This is a genomic window from Duganella violaceipulchra, from assembly GCF_019166075.1.
GTDB classification, from domain to species: Bacteria; Pseudomonadota; Gammaproteobacteria; order Burkholderiales; family Burkholderiaceae_D; genus Rugamonas; species Rugamonas violaceipulchra.
Genome location: NZ_JAHTGR010000014.1, coordinates 81022 through 96732 on the forward strand (window position 1 = coordinate 81022; position 15711 = coordinate 96732).

14 protein-coding genes are annotated in these 15711 nt (G+C 62.4%); 5 read left to right on the forward strand and 9 right to left on the reverse strand.

The window, feature by feature from the left end:
• Nucleotides 1-12: 12 nt before the first annotated feature.
• Nucleotides 13-726, reverse strand: a complete 714-nt coding sequence (locus KVP70_RS23720; protein ID WP_217944906.1) for a substrate-binding periplasmic protein — start codon at nucleotides 724-726, stop codon at nucleotides 13-15.
• A 58-nt stretch (nucleotides 727-784) separates the two neighbouring features.
• Nucleotides 785-1681, reverse strand: coding sequence for a LysR substrate-binding domain-containing protein (locus tag KVP70_RS23725; RefSeq protein ID WP_217944907.1), 897 nt, complete (start codon nucleotides 1679-1681; stop codon nucleotides 785-787).
• A 152-nt stretch (nucleotides 1682-1833) separates the two neighbouring features.
• Between KVP70_RS23725 and KVP70_RS34680 the strand changes: the two genes are divergently transcribed.
• Together KVP70_RS34680 and KVP70_RS23730 are read left to right on the forward strand one after the other, a co-directional pair.
• On the forward strand, nucleotides 1834-1959 hold the full coding sequence (locus KVP70_RS34680; RefSeq protein ID WP_255575861.1) for a hypothetical protein: 126 nt from the start codon (nucleotides 1834-1836) through the stop codon (nucleotides 1957-1959).
• A gap of 130 nt (nucleotides 1960-2089) precedes the next feature.
• The gene (locus KVP70_RS23730; RefSeq protein WP_217944908.1) at nucleotides 2090-3703 is read left to right on the forward strand and encodes a M64 family metallopeptidase; all 1614 of its coding nucleotides are present in this window, start codon (nucleotides 2090-2092) and stop codon (nucleotides 3701-3703) included.
• 24 nt (nucleotides 3704-3727) lie between these two features.
• Here the strand turns inward: KVP70_RS23730 and KVP70_RS23735 are convergent, their stop codons facing one another.
• The 4 genes from KVP70_RS23735 to KVP70_RS23750 are packed head-to-tail and all read right to left on the reverse strand — an operon-like array spanning nucleotide 3728 to nucleotide 6784.
• Nucleotides 3728-4006 (reverse strand): YkgJ family cysteine cluster protein, encoded by a 279-nt coding sequence (locus tag KVP70_RS23735; RefSeq protein WP_217944909.1) that lies wholly within the window; start codon nucleotides 4004-4006, stop codon nucleotides 3728-3730.
• Nucleotides 4007-4018: 12 nt separating this feature from the next.
• Nucleotides 4019-4783, reverse strand: coding sequence for an alpha/beta fold hydrolase (locus KVP70_RS23740; RefSeq protein WP_217944910.1), 765 nt, complete (start codon nucleotides 4781-4783; stop codon nucleotides 4019-4021).
• On the reverse strand, nucleotides 4780-5796 hold the full coding sequence (locus tag KVP70_RS23745; RefSeq protein WP_217944911.1) for a M14 family zinc carboxypeptidase: 1017 nt from the start codon (nucleotides 5794-5796) through the stop codon (nucleotides 4780-4782). Before KVP70_RS23745 ends, KVP70_RS23740 begins: the two co-directional genes overlap by 4 nt.
• A gap of 55 nt (nucleotides 5797-5851) precedes the next feature.
• On the reverse strand, nucleotides 5852-6784 hold the full coding sequence (locus KVP70_RS23750; protein ID WP_217944912.1) for a LysR family transcriptional regulator: 933 nt from the start codon (nucleotides 6782-6784) through the stop codon (nucleotides 5852-5854).
• Nucleotides 6785-6879: 95 nt separating this feature from the next.
• On the opposite strand from KVP70_RS23750, the gene KVP70_RS23755 reads away from it, so the two are divergent.
• Together KVP70_RS23755 and KVP70_RS23760 are read left to right on the forward strand one after the other, a co-directional pair.
• Nucleotides 6880-7317, forward strand: a complete 438-nt coding sequence (locus KVP70_RS23755) for an ester cyclase (RefSeq protein WP_217944913.1) — start codon at nucleotides 6880-6882, stop codon at nucleotides 7315-7317.
• Between the two features lie 16 nt (nucleotides 7318-7333).
• The gene (locus tag KVP70_RS23760; RefSeq protein WP_217944914.1) at nucleotides 7334-7906 is read left to right on the forward strand and encodes a flavodoxin family protein; all 573 of its coding nucleotides are present in this window, start codon (nucleotides 7334-7336) and stop codon (nucleotides 7904-7906) included.
• A 59-nt stretch (nucleotides 7907-7965) separates the two neighbouring features.
• Here KVP70_RS23760 and KVP70_RS23765 read toward each other — a convergent pair whose 3' ends face one another.
• From KVP70_RS23765 to KVP70_RS23775, 3 genes are all read right to left on the reverse strand, one after another.
• Nucleotides 7966-8883 carry a hypothetical protein gene (locus KVP70_RS23765; RefSeq protein ID WP_217944915.1) on the reverse strand — a complete coding sequence of 306 codons (918 nt, stop codon included), beginning with the start codon at nucleotides 8881-8883 and terminating at the stop codon, nucleotides 7966-7968.
• 210 nt (nucleotides 8884-9093) lie between these two features.
• The gene (locus KVP70_RS23770) at nucleotides 9094-10530 is read right to left on the reverse strand and encodes a sensor histidine kinase (RefSeq protein ID WP_217944916.1); all 1437 of its coding nucleotides are present in this window, start codon (nucleotides 10528-10530) and stop codon (nucleotides 9094-9096) included.
• A complete protein-coding gene (locus KVP70_RS23775) occupies nucleotides 10527-11336 on the reverse strand; it encodes a response regulator transcription factor (RefSeq protein WP_217944917.1) in 810 nt (269 codons plus the stop codon). The genes KVP70_RS23770 and KVP70_RS23775 overlap by 4 nt, the downstream gene beginning before the upstream one ends.
• A gap of 466 nt (nucleotides 11337-11802) precedes the next feature.
• On the opposite strand from KVP70_RS23775, the gene KVP70_RS23780 reads away from it, so the two are divergent.
• Nucleotides 11803-15690 (forward strand): RHS repeat domain-containing protein, encoded by a 3888-nt coding sequence (locus tag KVP70_RS23780; RefSeq protein ID WP_217944918.1) that lies wholly within the window; start codon nucleotides 11803-11805, stop codon nucleotides 15688-15690.
• Nucleotides 15691-15711: the final 21 nt, after the last annotated feature.

Here is a 15711-nt window from a genome sequence, read left to right on the forward strand (position 1 = left end):
GCGCCTGGTGCGCTAGCGCAGGCGCAGCAGGCGCGCCAGTTCGCCGTTTTTCTCGATGGCGTCGATGGCGGTGTTGACCTCGTCGATGCCGGCGTTGCCCTGCTTGGCCACTGCGCACATCGACTGGTACTCGTTGATCACCAGCAGATGATAGCCGGCCGGCAGCGCGCCTTTGGCGGCTTGGCTGTCGATCATGTTGCGGGCGGCCAGAAAATAGTCGTAGCGGCCGGCCTGCCATTTGAGCAGCGTGAGGTCGGAGGAGGGCGCGTCGTCGCGGAGGAAGTCCGCGCCCAGGCGCTGTTCGACTTCCGGGTAGCGGAAGCCCAGCACCGTGCCTATGCGCTTGCCTTTCAATTCTTCCAGCGTGCGCGGCGCCGGCACCCGGCTTGACGATACCAGGACTTCCGAGGTGGGGATGAAGGGCCGGCTCCAGTACACATCGCCCTTGACCCAGGCCGGCACGTAGCCGCACAGGATGTCGCCTTCGCCGCCTTCGAGCGCGGCCAACATGCGTTTGCGCGGGAGGGAGATGAAGCGCACCGGCCGGCCCATCTGCCGCGCCAGCGCCGTGCCCAGCGCTTCCTGGAAGCGGCTCAGTTCACGTTTGTCGGGAGCGGGACGCTCTTCGCTCTTCTGCACATAGCGCAGCTCCTGTCTGCCGCCATGGGCCGCATGCGCGGCCGATGCCGGCGTCGCCAGCAGGGAAAGGGCGAGGAGTCTGGCCAATGAGTTCATAAGCGCGCCGGTTGAGGTGCATTCAAGGTAGATCAATCGGACCTCGCCGTCAATCCAGCGAGCGTTGCATCTCGTCGATCTCGTCCTTCAGCCAGGCGCGCAGGCGCGCGATCTTGGTCATGCCTTCCTTGCCTCGGCTGACCACCAGCCGGTAGCCGCGCTGGTACGGGGCGCTGAAGCAGGCGATCCGCTTCAAGGCGCCGCTGCAGAGGTCTTCATAGGCGATCGCATACGAAACGAGACTGATGCCCTGTCCCGCCAGCGCCGCCTGCGCCAGCACGGCGAAGTTGCTGTAGCTGCGGGAGAAATCGTAGTTCCCTTTGAGCGCGCTGTTCTTGCGCAGCAGCTGTATCCATTCCTCGGAGCTGTGCTCATGCAGCAGCGGGAAGCGCTGCAGGTCGGCCAGCGTCAGCTCCGTCTGGCCGGGCGCCAGCAACGACGGGCTGTAGACCGCCACCAGCCGTTCGCGGAACAGCAGTTCGGGATCGCCGTCCTCGATCGGATGGAAACGCAGCGCGGCGTCGGTGCTGCCGTCTTCCAGATCGGCCAGGCGGTCGCTGGAATCGATGCGGATGTCCAGCTCCGGGTATAGCTTGGTGAAACGGTGGATGCGCGGCACCAGCCATTTGATCGCCAGCGAATGCGTGGTGGAGATGCGCAGTATCTTTTCCTCGTCGCCGTCCTGCAGCGCCACCACCTTGGCGCGCAGCTCGCCCAGCGCGCGGGCCACGGCCGCCGCCAGTTCCTGTCCCTTGTCGGTCAGCGTGATATGGCGCGGGTGGCGTGTGAACAACTCAAACCCCAGCGTCGCTTCCAGCTGCTTGACCTGGATGCTGATCGCCGCCGGCGTCTTGTGCAGCTCCTGGGCGGCCAGCTTGAAGCTGCCCCAGCGGGCGGCGCAGTCGAAGTCGATCAGGCCGGAAAGGGAGCGCAGCGGTTTGTTCATATCTGGCTTAGGCTAAGTTTTACTTATTCATTGATCGAAAATTACTCGTTTGATCATAGGCGCAGCAGCGAGGAAAATATACCTCATACGCTGATAAAACTCCATGAGTAAGGAATTATCGATATCGGCGCCACATTCAACAGGAGGTTGCCATGTCCCAGACCCATACCATCACCCCGCCGTGCACCTGCAAACCGGCGGTCCCATGCCCGGCGCCGGCGTCCAAGTATTCAGCGGAATTGATGCGCATGCTGGCGCAGTTGGTGATGTTGCGTTGATGCATCGCAGCGGCGGCGCAACAGCCGGTGACGATGGCAGCAGGTTTGTGCAAGTTGCGCTGCATTGCACATCTGCGCCGCCGGCGACGGCGTGACAATCGGTGCTCCACCAAAAAAATACGGAGACACCATGACCTACCTACGCATCACAGCGGCGCTGGCAGCGCTGCTGGCCGCCGGCGCCGCCAGCGCCGACAATATCTCGCTGCGCCTGAGCTACGCCGACGGCCGCAGCGGCCCGGTGTTCAGCGCCCGCCACGCGGAGATCGGCGCCTTCGCCCTGACGCCGGACGTGCGCAACCAGGCGCCGGGCGCGCAATGGCGCGTGGTCGCGCGCGACGCGCAGGGCGTCATCCTGCATGAAGTCACCGTGGCCGCCGGCCAGCAGCGCCACGTCGAGGCGTTTAATCCGAAAACCGGCGCCATCGACATTGCCGAAACCGTGCGCCAGGCGAGCGGCTCGTTTGAAGTATCGCTACCGTTCGACAGCGCCACCGCCAGCGTCGAGGTATTGCCGGTGCAGGCCGGCAGCGGCAAGGGCATGAGTGCCGCCGCCGCCGCCATCGCGCCGCTGGCGCGCTTCGACCGCGCCACGCTGGCCAAGCTGGCCGCCACGTCGCGCACTGCGCGCACGGCGCGCGCCGCCGCGCTGGCGCCGGCCGCCAGCGCGACCACCATCCTCAGTACCGGTCCGGCCGCCGCGCGCATGGACTACGTGTTCATCGGCGACGGCTACACCGCCGCCGAAATGGGCAAGTGGCACACGGATGCGCAGAAAGTCATCGACGGCTTCCTGGCCGACCCGCTGTTCGCCGCCAACCGCGCCAACATGAATGTGCGGCGCGTGGACGTGGCCAGCAACCAGTCCGGCGTGGACGAACCGGACAAGGGCATCTACCGCGACACCGCGATGGACGCCGCCTTCAACTGCTACAACATCGACCGGCTGCTGTGCGTGGATGCCGACAAGGTGCACGATATCGTCGGTTCGGTGCTGGCGCCGGATGAACGCGACGTGATCGTCGTGGTCGCCAACTCCACGCGCTACGGCGGCTCCGGCGGCGACGTCGCCACGCTGTCGATGGCGCCGCAGGCGATCGAGGTCGCGCTGCACGAGATCGGCCACACCGCGTTCAAGCTGGCGGACGAATACGACTACGGCACCTGCAGCCTGGACGGCGAGCCGGGCGAGCCCGATGTGACGATGAACGCCACGCGCAGCGTCAAGTGGCGCAGCCTGATCTCGGCCAGCACGCCGGTGCCGACCGCCGCCGGCGTCTATCCGAACGGCACCGTGGGGGTGTTCCAGGGCGCGCAGTACTGCACCAGCGGCAAATACCGTCCGACCGAAAACTCGCGCATGCGCACGCTGGGCTATCCGTGGCACGCGGTCAACGAGGGCGCGGCGCGCAAGGTGTTCACGCAGTACAGCGGCGGCGCCGGCGTGACGCAGACCGGCACCATTCCGGCGGGCGGCAGCGTCTACGTGCCCAATGTGAATCCAGGCTGGATACAGGCGGCGGCCGGCAACATCAGCTTGCAGTTGACCGGCAAGGTGGGCACCAGCTATCAGCTGTATTTGTATCAGTACGGTGCGAACGGATGGGCGCAAGTGGCGGCCAGCGCGGGGGCTTCGGCGAGTCCGTCGATCTCCTACAACGCCGTTGCCGGCTACTATTATGCGGTGGCCACCAGCTCCACCGGCGGCGCGTATTCGCTGAGCTACAGCTATATCAGGCCTTAATGCGCAGGCCTTAATGCGCAAGCCTTAAGCGGGTGCTGTGGCGCGCTCCAGATCGGCCAGCCACAGCATGGCCGATTCGCGGCTGGCGCCGCACATCTCGGCCGACGGCTGCAGGCCACCGCAGAAGGCCGGGCGTTCGGGACGGCCGAAGATCTTGCAGCGGTTGTCGTCGGCCAGCTGGACGCAGCGCACGCCCGCCGGTTTGCCATCGGGCATACCGGGAATGGGGCTGGTGATCGAGGGCGCCGTGCAGCAGGCGCCGCAGTTGGGACGACAGTCCAGGGTGGGCGAGGAATTCTTCATAGGGGCGGTATTTTACGCCCCTTTTTCTTCGTCCAGCCATTTTGTGATCGACGCCGCCACCCACGGGCCGTCGTCCAGCGGCAGGTCGTGGCCTGCGCTCGGGTGCACCAGCAGCGGCGCCTGCCACGCCTGCGCCAGCCGCAGCGAGCAGCGGTGGTCGACCAGCTGGTCGCCGGCGCCGGCCAGGATCAGCAGCGGCACCGCCGGCCGCGTGGCCGGCGCGCGGAAGCGGGCGGCGGACCATAGCTGGCGCAGCGCGTTGGCGCGCGTGACGGGGAATTCGCGCTGGTAGCCCAGCCAGCGTTGCAGCAGTTGTTCGCGTTCGGCGGCCGCGCCGGTGCGGCTGGTCAGGCGCAGGATCAGGCGCTCCTGCTGTTCGACGCCGCCGCGCAGCATCAGCCCGACGATGGACGGATAGTTCTGCCAGCGCAGCCGCTGGTGGAAGCGGCTGTACGGCCGCATGCTGGTGTTGATCAGCACGCAGCGTTCCACTTCGCCGGGATAGCGGCTGGACCACTCCACCGCCGCCATGCCGCCCAAGGAGAGCGCCAGCAGCGAGTAGGGCGGTTCGATGCCGCGTGCCTGCAGGTCGCGGCGGCAGTAGTCCACCATCTGCGCCACCTGCGTGACGCTGCGCAGGGCGTGGCGCTCGCCGTTGCCGGGCAGGTCGGGCGTGACGATGGCGGCGTCCGGCAGCGCGGCGGCCAGCTGGCCGGGGAAGCGTCCCCAGTGGCGCTGTTCGCGCATCAGGCCGCGCAGCAGCACCCAGTTGCTCATGCGTCGTACCACTGCGCCAGCGCGCGCCGGTGATGGACCTTGCGCGCCATCCCTTCCGGCATCCAGCGTCCGTGGCTGTTGGCCGCGCGCATCAGGAAGTCGAACCAGATCAGGTGGCGCCGCAGCACCCGTTGCAGGCGGTGCTTGGCGGTCGGGTTGAAGATGGCGATGCGGTCGAAGATCTGGCGCGGATTCTTCTTCACCCACAGCCACGAGCCCATCTCCAGCGTCAGCGGCAGGAACACGCGGTCGTTGTAGCTGGTGCCGTTCAGGTACAGGTAGTCCCACAGGTCGCCATGGGTGCGGTACTGGCGGCTTTGCGGTTCGAACACGTAGTTGTGGTTCGGATAGCTCTGGCTGAACAGCTGCTCCAGCGCGCCGATGTCGGCCAGGTGCGGAATCGGCGCCGTGGTGTGCGCGTGCGGGAACCAGATGCGGTCGCGCAGGCCGAAGCCGGAGTGGCAGTCGAGCGCCATGCTGAACTGGCGCGACAGCAGTTCGCGTTCGACCAGCTCGCACACGGCCTGGCTTTCCGCCTCCATTGGCGCGCCGGCCTTGCCGCGGTACCACGGCAGGTGATGGCTGTAGCGCTGGCCGCCCAGCATGAAGGGCACCTTGTCGACCGCGCTCAGCGGCGCGTTGCGCATCAGGTCCACGCCTTGCGGATTGCAGCGCGTGGCCTGCCACATGCCGCCCGGATTCACCAGCGGCATGAACACCAGCCGCATCGATTCGAGTTGCTGGTGCAGGGTGCTGTCCCAGCGCAGCCGCGCCAGCAGGCTTTCCATGAACGACAGGATGATCTGGGTGCCGATGCGTTCCAGCCCGTGGATGCCGCCGAAGAAGCCCAGCGCCGGCACGTCCGGGCTGGGGTTGCCCAAGGCGATGGTGTAGACCGGGAACTGGCGGCCATCCATCGCCACGGTGCAGGAGGTGCCGACCTCCAGATGCCGTCCACCTTCGTCGATCAGGCGCTTCAGGGTGATCAGTTCAGGCAGGTTCTTCTCGGGCATGGAAGCGGACGCAGAAAGATATGATCGACAGTGTAGCCCAATTTGACGGCGCCGCTTACTGTGCGTCGCCTATGCCATACAGCTCGCGGCACACCAGCGCGATCTGCTCGCGCAGCCAGTGCTGGGCCGGATGGGCGTCGTTGCGGCGGTGCCAGTGCAGCACGAAGGGCACCGGCGCCAGGTCCAGCTCCGGCAGCGGCAGCACCGCCAGCGCGCCGGCCAGTCCGCTGGCGCGCACCACGCCCTCCATCAGCGTGGCCAGCAGGTCGCTGCCGGCGATGATGGCCGGTGCCGCGTACATCTGCGGCAGCGTGATGGCGATCTGGCGCCGGCGCTGCAACTGCGCCAGCTTGACGTCGACGTGGCCGACGCCATCGCCCTCCGGCGACACCAGCAGGTGCTGGCAGCTTAAAAATCGCGTCAACGTCATTTTCTTTTTCGCCAGCGGATGGCCTTTGCGCGCCACGCAGACAAAGCGTTCCTCGAACAGTGGCAAGGTCGGGATGCGCGGCGTGCTGCCGCCAGGTACGCCGACCGCCGCATCGGCCTCGCCGGCGTCGAGCAAGGCCAGCGCATCCTCGCGCGCGCTGTAGGCCTTGATCCGCAAGGTGACGCCGGGCGCCTGCCGCGCCAGCCGCGCCAGCAAGGCCGGCAGCATGACGAAGGCCGGATGATCGGACAGCGCCAGCGTGAAGCGCACCGTCGCGCGCGCCGGATCGAAGGCTTGCGTGAACTCCAGCGTGCGCTGGATGCTGGCCAGCGCCTCGCTGAGCGGGCCGGCCAGTTCCAGCGCGCGCGGCGTCGGCTGCAGGCCGCTGGCGCTGCGCACGAACAAGTCATCCTTCAGCAGCAGGCGCAGGCGCGCCAGCGCCGCGCTCATCGCGGGCTGGGTGCGGCCGACGCGCACGCCGGCGCGCGTCACGTTGCGCTCGCAGACCAGGGCGTCGAAGGCGACCAGCAGGTTGAGGTCTATTCCATGTAAATCCATGCCGTGGATGATACTGCATATCCATTATCGATTGGACTTGCGTTGGTGCGGGTTGCTACAGTGGCCGGGTCATTCACCGATATAGAAGGCCCCTCATGACCATGCACCACAACGGCCTGACCACGGCCCAGCAGCAAGCCATCGAAACGTTGTACCGCGCCTTCAACGAGCGCAACCCCGACCTGCTCGACCAGGCACTGACGCCGGACTGGCAGGATACGCCGCTCGGGCCCAGCCAGCAACCCGGCCTGGCCGGCATGAAGCCGGTGGTCGCGATGTTCGGCGCCGCCTTCCCGGATGTGCACATCGCCATCCTCGACCTGTTCGGCCGCGACGGCCGCGCCGCCGTGCGCGCGCAGATCACCGGCACCCATCGCGGCGAGTTTTTCGGCATCGCCCCGACCAACAAGGCTATTGCAATTGCCATTCATGAGTTTCATTATCTGGGGGCGGACCGCATTACCCATACCTGGCACCTGGAAGACTGGTTCGGCATGCTGAACCAGGTCGGCGCCTGGCCCCCTGTTGATTAATTTTTCAAGGAATTCCATGACCACTATTGCGATCGTCTATTTCAGCGGCTACGGCCACACCGTCAAACAGGCCGAGGCCGTGCAGCAGGGCGCCGCCGGCGTTGCCGGCGCGGAGGTGCAGGTGTTCCGGATCGACCAGGACGGCGACCTGTCGGAGGATGCGCTGGCCGCCATCGGCAAGGCCGACGCCATCATCTACGGCAGCCCGACTTACATGGGCGGCCCGGCATGGCAGTTCAAGAAGTTCGCCGACAAGTCGTCCGCTTCGTGGTTCGGCCAGGATTGGAAGAACAAGGTGGCCGCCGGCTTCACCAATTCGGCTTCGGTCAACGGCGACAAGTTCTCCACCATCCAGTATTTCTGGACGCTGGCCATGCAGCACAGCCAGATCTGGGTCGGCACCGGCTTGATGCCGTCGAATAAAAAGGAACACGGCCCGGCCGACGTCAACTGGACCGCCGGCTTCGGCGGCGCGCTGGCGATCTCGCCGTCCGACGCCTCGCCGGACGAAGCGCCACGCAGCGGCGACCTGGAAACCGCCCGCCTGCTGGGCAAGCGGGTGGCGGAACTGGCGGCGCGCCTGGCGTGAGGCCTGTCGTCGCGGGACATGGTATTCCTTCACGGCCAACCTTGGTTGCGCCGCGGCGGTTACGCGGAGTCTGTCGTCGTTGGCGAGGCCGCATCCCAATGTATCACCCGCACGGGGCCGGCGCTCTGGCCCTTTTTTAGTACATATTCGGTCGCGGCCTGCATGTCAGCATCAAATTCGAAGGCAATACGTTCGATGCGCAACAGCAGGCGCAACCATAACATGGCGTTGATAACCGGAGCGCGCGAGGCCAGCGTAAACATCAGGACACCCGGAAGTCGTTTATAGCGTCGCGTTCGCCATACCTCCCCGAACAAGGACGCGGCATCGAGCCCCCAAAGGCCATGGCGCCTGCACCACCGATGTCCAAGGCGCAAAAGATGATCGCGGCGGGCATCGGTCATGGCCTTGACGTTATATAAACGCCCACGCCATCGTTTCCACTCGCCGTTGAGATAGTCGTCGTGGCTTGGGGTCCAGACGACGCCGTCGGTGGAGTAGATGTCGATCCGTTGTTCGCGTGCGATACGTATCGGATAGACTCGTATGGACTCATAAGTCGCAAACAGGCCATCCTTGCGGATCGACAGGTCTTGTAATGGCAGTCCAATCAGCGGCAAGCGCGCCAGGCACCCTGGCCGCAAGCGGTATGCCGCCAGCGGGACCTGGTATGAAACGCTGCCAAGCCGCGCCTCGACACAAAAATGGAGTTCGTCTATGAGTGTCGTTCCTGTATTCCGGACCCAAATCGACTGTTCGGGATTGCCGTCCTGATCAAAGCTCGACCGGGTCATCAGTTTGTACTCCACGTTCGCGGCCAGTTCGACCCATCGACGCTGCCAGTTGCGCAGCGCGAGGTGGTAATCGTTCGCCTGTCGATAAATCGGTTCCACCGTCCACGCGCCTGCCCAGCCGACTAATTTGCGCCAAACCCAAATAACGGGCTTGCGCAGCGTCCAAATGATGCTTGCGTCCATTTCATTCTCCCGGTTAGCCGATATGTATTGTCAACTCGTCCATTATCAAGAGTTGTTACGTCGGAAAAGAAACTTGAATATGGCTCCTTTGAAATCAAAGGTTTATTGCGCTCACTGGCATGCGAACGAGGCCTAAATCCTTGAACAGCCATTCTTCTTGGCGTCTTTTTGATGCGCAATTTTAATAGATTATTGAATGCACCGACCCACTTAGTCGGCTACTGATGGCGCATCGCCGATACTCATCTCCGGTAATGCGATCCGGACGATCAATCCACTCTGTGCCACGCGGTTACGGGCCTCAATGTGGCCTCCATGTTGGTTTACTACGTCGGCGGCGATGGCCAAGCCCAGGCCGGTGCCGGTCTTGCCCAGTACGTCCGATTGACTGGCGCGAAAGAATGGTTGAAATAACCGTTCGAGGTCGGCATCGGCCACACCAGGGCCGTCGTCGCCGATCTCGGCGACGACACCGGAAGCGTCACGCCATGCCACGACTTCAATGGTGGAACCAAACGGCGCATAGCGCAGCGCGTTGCGTACGACGTTTTCCAGCACGCTACGCAACAGCAGTGGCACCCCCAGTACCGGTAGTGGATAGTCCGGCCGTCGCCAGTTAATTTTGCGCTCCTGGTTGGCTGCTTCGAAGCGGGCGTCAGCCACTACTTGCTGCACCACATCGCGTAAATCGAGCGGCTCCGGCAGCTCGGGTGGGGCATTGCGCAGCCGGGCCAACTGCAGCAGCTGTCCGATCATCGTGTCCATGTGGCTGCACTCCCGTTCGATTCGATCGAAGTGGGCGTCGGCGTGTGGCGTTTTGCGCCGTGCTAGTTCAAGCGCCAGTCGCAGACGCGTCAACGGCGAACGTAATTCATGCGATACATCGCCCAGCAGGCGCTCTCGCGACTGCAGCTGGTCGGTAATCTTGTCCGCCATGCGCCGGAAGGTGCGCGCAAGGAAACCGCATCCGTCGTTACGTTGGAGCAGGCGGGCGTCTGTGCAGGCCGGGTGGTAGCCGTCGCCCAACGCCTGCGCGTCCAATGCCAACTGCCGCATAGGATGATCGATGTATCTTGCTAGCAGCCAACAGACTGGTGCGCTCAACGCGATTGCAAGCAGCAACAGCAACGACCGCATGCTGGAGTCGCGTAACACATCCATGTATGACGAGTCACATGGCAGGAACGTGAGCATATAACGAGCGCCGTCTGGTGCGGTCAGATCATGGACGTCCCGCCATGACGCCCTGTACCCGGCAAGCGCCGTCGTCGTTAGCGCATCGCTTTGTATGTTCGTGTGTTTGCGTTGCGTGACGTGGGCACGGATGCGGTCGCAGATTCGGGTTTGGGTTCGACGTCCAGCCATCCTGATGCAATCGCGGTCGACTACGTACACCTTCATGGCATGGTTGTCGTGGATTTCTTCGGCCCACGGGCGCAAGGCCGGCAGTCCACCCTGATGCAGCAGCGCAGCCGCTTGCAGCGCCAGCGTTGCAGGGCCGACGCCGTCGGGGAAGTTGCGGCGCGCCGTGGCTGTGAGGCTGGTCAGCGCTATGACGATCGCGGTGATGAGCCCCATCGCGACCCAGAAACAAGCCAGGATGCGCAAAAAAAGGGTCTTTTCGAATACGGCGATCAGCTTTCTCACGCGGGCGCGCCGCAGGTCGCGGTGAGCAAGTATCCGAGCCCGCGCACGCTGCGTAGCATCGGCAGTCCCAATGTATTCCCCGTCAGACCGAGCTTGCGCCGCAGGTTGCTCACATGCGTGTCGAGACTTCGATCCTGCGGCTGGTGTTTTCGCCCGAGCGCCCAAAGCGTTAGTTGTTCGCGTCCAATCATATGGCCGGCCGAGCGCATCAGTATTTTCAACAGGCGCGCTTCGACGTCGGTCAGGCGCACGATGCTGGGTCCGACGCGGACCTCCAAGCTATCGCGGGTGGAGATCAACCCGCCCACCTGGAATACATCTGGCGTCGGTGCCGCGTCCGGGCTTGGCGACGGCGCTTTCTGGATCGCAGGCCCACCGTTTCGGCGCAAGACGGCACGCATGCGTGCCAGCAGTTCGCGCGGGCTGAATGGCTTCGGCAGGTAGTCGTCGGCCCCGAGTTCGAGTCCGGTGATGCGATCAGCTTCACTGGCGCGGCCGGTCGTCATTATGACTGGCAGCGCAGAGTTGCGGCGCAGCCGCTGCAGGATGTCGAAGCCGCTTTGGCCAGGCAGCATAACGTCTAATAGCAACAGGTCGAAGCCGTGATCAGGCGTACGCAACAACTCATGGGCAATCCAGCCATCCTGCACCGTCTGCAGCTGGATCATTTCGCCGGCCAGGTACTCGGTGAGCAGCTGTCGGATGCCAACATCGTCATCGACCAGCAGCACCGAGGTAGTCGCCGTGCGGATATTTCCAGGCGGTGCGCCGTCCTTTGTACGCGCTAATGTTCGGTGGGGATTCATCGGTAATTTCCTACTATGCCAGTTTTAAAAAGCGTGGGCCCGCGGCGGCAGACTCCTGCCGGACACACGCTGCGCTGCAGTCAGAGTAGATTGCATCAGAAGCAATCTTGCCCGATTGTAAGTTATTTTTTCCTGTCGTCAAAACGGCTGTGGCAATCGTGTGCGCCCCCTTGTGGCGGCCGTCCAAGCTTCGGCAGATGATATGGCGGCATCGTAAGAGGAAGGGCAATTGATAGGGGGGGGGCTTTTCATAAGAATTGTCAAGTTACCCCCTTTTATTCTCATCGCATTGTATTTTTCGCCATTGCATTGATGCTTGGGTGAAACGGTTGGCGACCCGGGGCAGCACATGAGGCGCGCGCTGCCCTGTCACGCAGCGCTATGAACAATTGCGGTACCTACGTCAAGTACGGTTTTTTGAGCCGTTCGTCGAGACTGGACAGGCGGGATATTTTTAAGGTGAGTGATGATTTCTTCAAAAAGACACTGGTCGGCGAATGCTGGCGTACGCAGCGGTTGGCCTTGCTGGCTGATATGCCTGATCACGTATCAGGCATATGCATCTGAAACCCCGAACGGGCAGCCGTTTGAAATGGTAAAGGATTTGCCTCGTCTCGAACGCAACCAGAATGTGCATGATATTGACAAAATTGATACCTATAGTGGAGCACTAAGGATCAGCTTGGAGGACGTGCGCTTGCGCGGAAACGGCGGACTGGACATTGTCGTCAATCGCAATTATGCGCCCAACATGAGCTATCGCGTCCAAGCTGATAGCAGCGAGGATATTCTTCTTAAGAACAAGCCGCACCTGTTTGCAGAAATGGGATTGGGAGGGGGGTGGTCGTTTGCCGTTGCCCCGAAGGTAATCATGCGTGGCAATACTAACAAGACGACATTGGCAGACCGTCTCTGTACCGGTAAGGATTGGTTCCGCAACGGGTTGAAGTATGGCGTGCGTGCCGATGGCACCACCTTGATCTACCACACCGATATGGAAACATACGACTGGAGCACGTTTGATGAGGTCACGTCGTATATCTTGGAACATGTAAATGGGCAATTGGAAACGCTGGTGCCGACAGCTACCGGCGAGGTCCGTACTGCCAGCGGTTGGAAGCTGACCTGTAGTGCTGGCAACTACCTGCTGCACGCACCCGACGGTGTTAAATACGAGATGAATCAGCGCGCTGAGGAGCGCCTGACGCATGAGGGCGCTGTCGGCCAGGGCTCTTTGTGGTGGCAACAACACGCCAGCCGTATTGTGGACCCGAATGGCAATTGGATCAAGATCGAGTATGTCGACGAGAACTACCCAAGCCGAATCACGTCGAGCGATGCCGGGGTATTTCTCAATTTTATTTATGATACGAGCGAGAACATTGGCAAGCCCAACCGCGTTCTAAAGGAAATTCACGACAACGGCGGGCGAACCTGGACGTATCTGGTGCAAGACGATGTTCCGGCTAAGGACGACCCCGGCTTTTTGTATCGAGTGGTCCAAAATAATGAAAACGCGCCGTTATGGTCCAAGACCGTGGTGCGCCTGAAGTCGGTAACATTGCCGGACGGAACGCAATGGAAGTACGACTATTGGGATCGCTACAGCAACACTGACGGTGCTGCATACTTCGCTGAATGTGCCGGTTATCGCATCCGGAATTTCGTCTTGCCGGGGGAACCAATTCCTCCTGAGCCGGCCGTGGATAATACCTCGCAAAAATGTGTGGACGGTGCACGCTCGGGCCTACTGAAATCGCAGCAATATCCGACCGGCGGCACCATCAGCTACGACTATCAGTATTCGATCGGTCACCATACCAACGCATGGCCCTGGGAATATTTCTATAACCCGAGCTTGGCGTGGGACGTAGAGATCGAAGGCAATGCATTGCCTGCTCGATTCGCCTACGCCAGCCGGGTGAAAAATCGTGTCATGTCAACCGGACCGCAGTGGACGTACCAGTACGAGTTGTCGCGCACCAGCGGCGTCTACGACAAGACCACGATCACGACTCCAAACGGCGTGCAAACATACAAGCACATCGGCGATGGCTACGTTGCCAATTCCAACTGGGTCGAGGACGCCAAGAAGACCACCTGGCCCTATTCTGATCGCGGCGCCTGGCGCATTGGTTTGCTCGCAGAGAAGTCCATCGGCGACAGCTACACGGAATACAATGAGTGGACCCCTCTAGTATTGAGCAGCTTTGCCGCCAACGTCTACACGGGCGCCACCTTGCTGGCGGATCCAAACCAGACCTTGATGCCGGCGCTGCAAAAGCGTCGCATCGTCATGAATGGAGCGACCTATCTGCGCGAGCAGTCGGGCTTTGACGCCTATGGCGCGCCTACGACGGTGACCGAGAGCGGACCGAATGGCGGCAACCGCACGACCACCTACACCTATCTGAACGATACGGCGAAGTGGATACTGAGTCGTCCAAAAAACGAAACCTTCGCTGGCGGCAGTACGATCCGCGAATTCGATGGCAACGGCAATCTGCAATCGCAAAGTGAAGGCGGCGTAGTCACCAGTTACACCTATGATGCCCAAGGCAATATCGCGACCAAGACACTGCCGCGCGGGTTGGTGCATACCTACGCCAACTACAAGCGCGGCATCGCCCAGACCGAGACGCAGCCGGAAGGCGTATCCATTACGCGCGTGGTGGACGGCAACGGTAATCTGGAATCGGAAACCAATGGCGAAGGCAAGACCACCCGGTTCGCCTATGACAGCATGAACCGCATGACATCGGCGAAATACCCGGTGGGTAATGCGCGCGCGGTGAGCTACACCGCGACCAGCAAAACTGATACCCGCGGCGCCCTGGTGGAGGAAACACAGCTGGATGGTTTTGGCCGCATTGCCAGTGTCACACGCGGTGGGCTGCTGTATCGCTACACTTACGACGGCTTTGGCCATATGACGTTCGCCTCCTATCCATCGAGGATTTTGGGTACAGGCTACCAATATGACGAGCTTGGTCGGCTCACCCGCATCGAAAATGGCGACGGTAGCCTGCAGCACTTCAAGTACGGCGCGGCGACCAAGATGGTGACCGATACGCGCGGCAAGACCACGACCTATACCATGCGCTCGTACAGCGATCCGACTCAGCAGTTCGTGATGAACATCGCGACACCCGAACCTGCAACCGACATGGCGTTCACCCGCAATGCCCGCGACCAGGTGAGCACGATCACCCAGGCGGGACTGACGCGCACCTACGGCTACAACGACAATTATTATCTTACCTCGGTCGTCAACCCGGAAACTGGCACGACGATCTATGGCCGCGATATGGCAGGCAATATGACTACCCGCCAGGTGGGCGCCGCCGCAGCCACGATATACACCTACGACGGACAGAACCGCGAAAAAACCGTCACCTACCCCGGCGCTACCCCGGCCGTCAGCCATACCTACAACAAGCTGGGCATGAAGCTGACCAGCAGTGCCGCAGGCGGCAACCGCAGCTACGGTTACGACGACAACGGCAACCTGATCAGCGAAACGCTGGCGCTCGACGGCCTGACCTTGACGGCGGGGTTCGGCTACGATGGCAATGACCAACTCAGCACGATCACCTACCCGCGCTCCGGGCGGGTGGTGAGCTATGCGCCGGATGCATTGGGCCGGCCGACTCAGGTGTCCGGCTATGCCAGTGGCGTGAGCTATTGGGATTCTGGCTTGGTTCGCCACATTGACTACGTCAATGGCACTTACAGTGACTATACCGAGGACAGCCGTATGCGGCCGCGTGCTTTTGAGGTGAAAAACGCCACCGGCGGTGCGGTCTTCGCATCGTACGTAACACAATACGATGGCATGAACAATATCGTCAGCCTGACCGATACGCTGAACGGCAGCAACAGCCGGGTGATGGACTACGACGGCGGCAATCGTCTGGTGACGAGCACCGGTCCTTGGGGCCAGGGCAGTATCGGCTACAACGGCAGCGGCGACATCACCAGCCAGGTGCTCGGCACATGGAATCAATACTATGCGTACAGCGGCGGGCGCCTCAGCAGCGTGTCAGGCAGCCGGGCCGCCTCCTACGCTTATGATGACGAAGGCAATATCGTCAGCGCGGCGGGCAATGCCTACACCTACGACAGCGTGCCGAACCTGCGCTGCGTTAATTGCAATCTGCCCGCCAGCAAAATCGAGTACCAGTATGACGCCACCAATCACCGCAGCAAGATCGTCAAGGCGGGCGTCAGCAGCTACGAAATGTACGCGGCCAACGGCACCTTGCTGGTCGAGTTCACGCCAGGGCAGCCGAGCAAGCTGGTCGAGTACATCTATCTGGGCGACAAGCGCATCGCGCAGCGTGTGACCCAATGATGCGCAACGTCTCCCTTACCT

What these genes read in the sequence shown, in the direction of transcription:
- KVP70_RS23725 (WP_217944907.1), bottom strand. Translation starts at nt 1,681, where the DNA reads ATGAACAAACCGCTGCGCTCCCTTTCCGGCCTGATCGACTTCGACTGC.
- KVP70_RS34680 (WP_255575861.1), top strand. Translation starts at nt 1,834, where the DNA reads ATGTCCCAGACCCATACCATCACCCCGCCGTGCACCTGCAAACCGGCG.
- KVP70_RS23730 (WP_217944908.1), top strand. Translation starts at nt 2,090, where the DNA reads ATGACCTACCTACGCATCACAGCGGCGCTGGCAGCGCTGCTGGCCGCC.
- KVP70_RS23735 (WP_217944909.1), bottom strand. Translation starts at nt 4,006, where the DNA reads ATGAAGAATTCCTCGCCCACCCTGGACTGTCGTCCCAACTGCGGCGCC.
- KVP70_RS23740 (WP_217944910.1), bottom strand. Translation starts at nt 4,783, where the DNA reads ATGAGCAACTGGGTGCTGCTGCGCGGCCTGATGCGCGAACAGCGCCAC.
- KVP70_RS23745 (WP_217944911.1), bottom strand. Translation starts at nt 5,796, where the DNA reads ATGCCCGAGAAGAACCTGCCTGAACTGATCACCCTGAAGCGCCTGATC.
- KVP70_RS23750 (WP_217944912.1), bottom strand. Translation starts at nt 6,784, where the DNA reads ATGGATTTACATGGAATAGACCTCAACCTGCTGGTCGCCTTCGACGCC.
- KVP70_RS23755 (WP_217944913.1), top strand. Translation starts at nt 6,880, where the DNA reads ATGACCATGCACCACAACGGCCTGACCACGGCCCAGCAGCAAGCCATC.
- KVP70_RS23760 (WP_217944914.1), top strand. Translation starts at nt 7,334, where the DNA reads ATGACCACTATTGCGATCGTCTATTTCAGCGGCTACGGCCACACCGTC.
- KVP70_RS23765 (WP_217944915.1), bottom strand. Translation starts at nt 8,883, where the DNA reads ATGGACGCAAGCATCATTTGGACGCTGCGCAAGCCCGTTATTTGGGTT.
- KVP70_RS23775 (WP_217944917.1), bottom strand. Translation starts at nt 11,336, where the DNA reads ATGAATCCCCACCGAACATTAGCGCGTACAAAGGACGGCGCACCGCCT.
- KVP70_RS23780 (WP_217944918.1), top strand. Translation starts at nt 11,803, where the DNA reads ATGATTTCTTCAAAAAGACACTGGTCGGCGAATGCTGGCGTACGCAGC.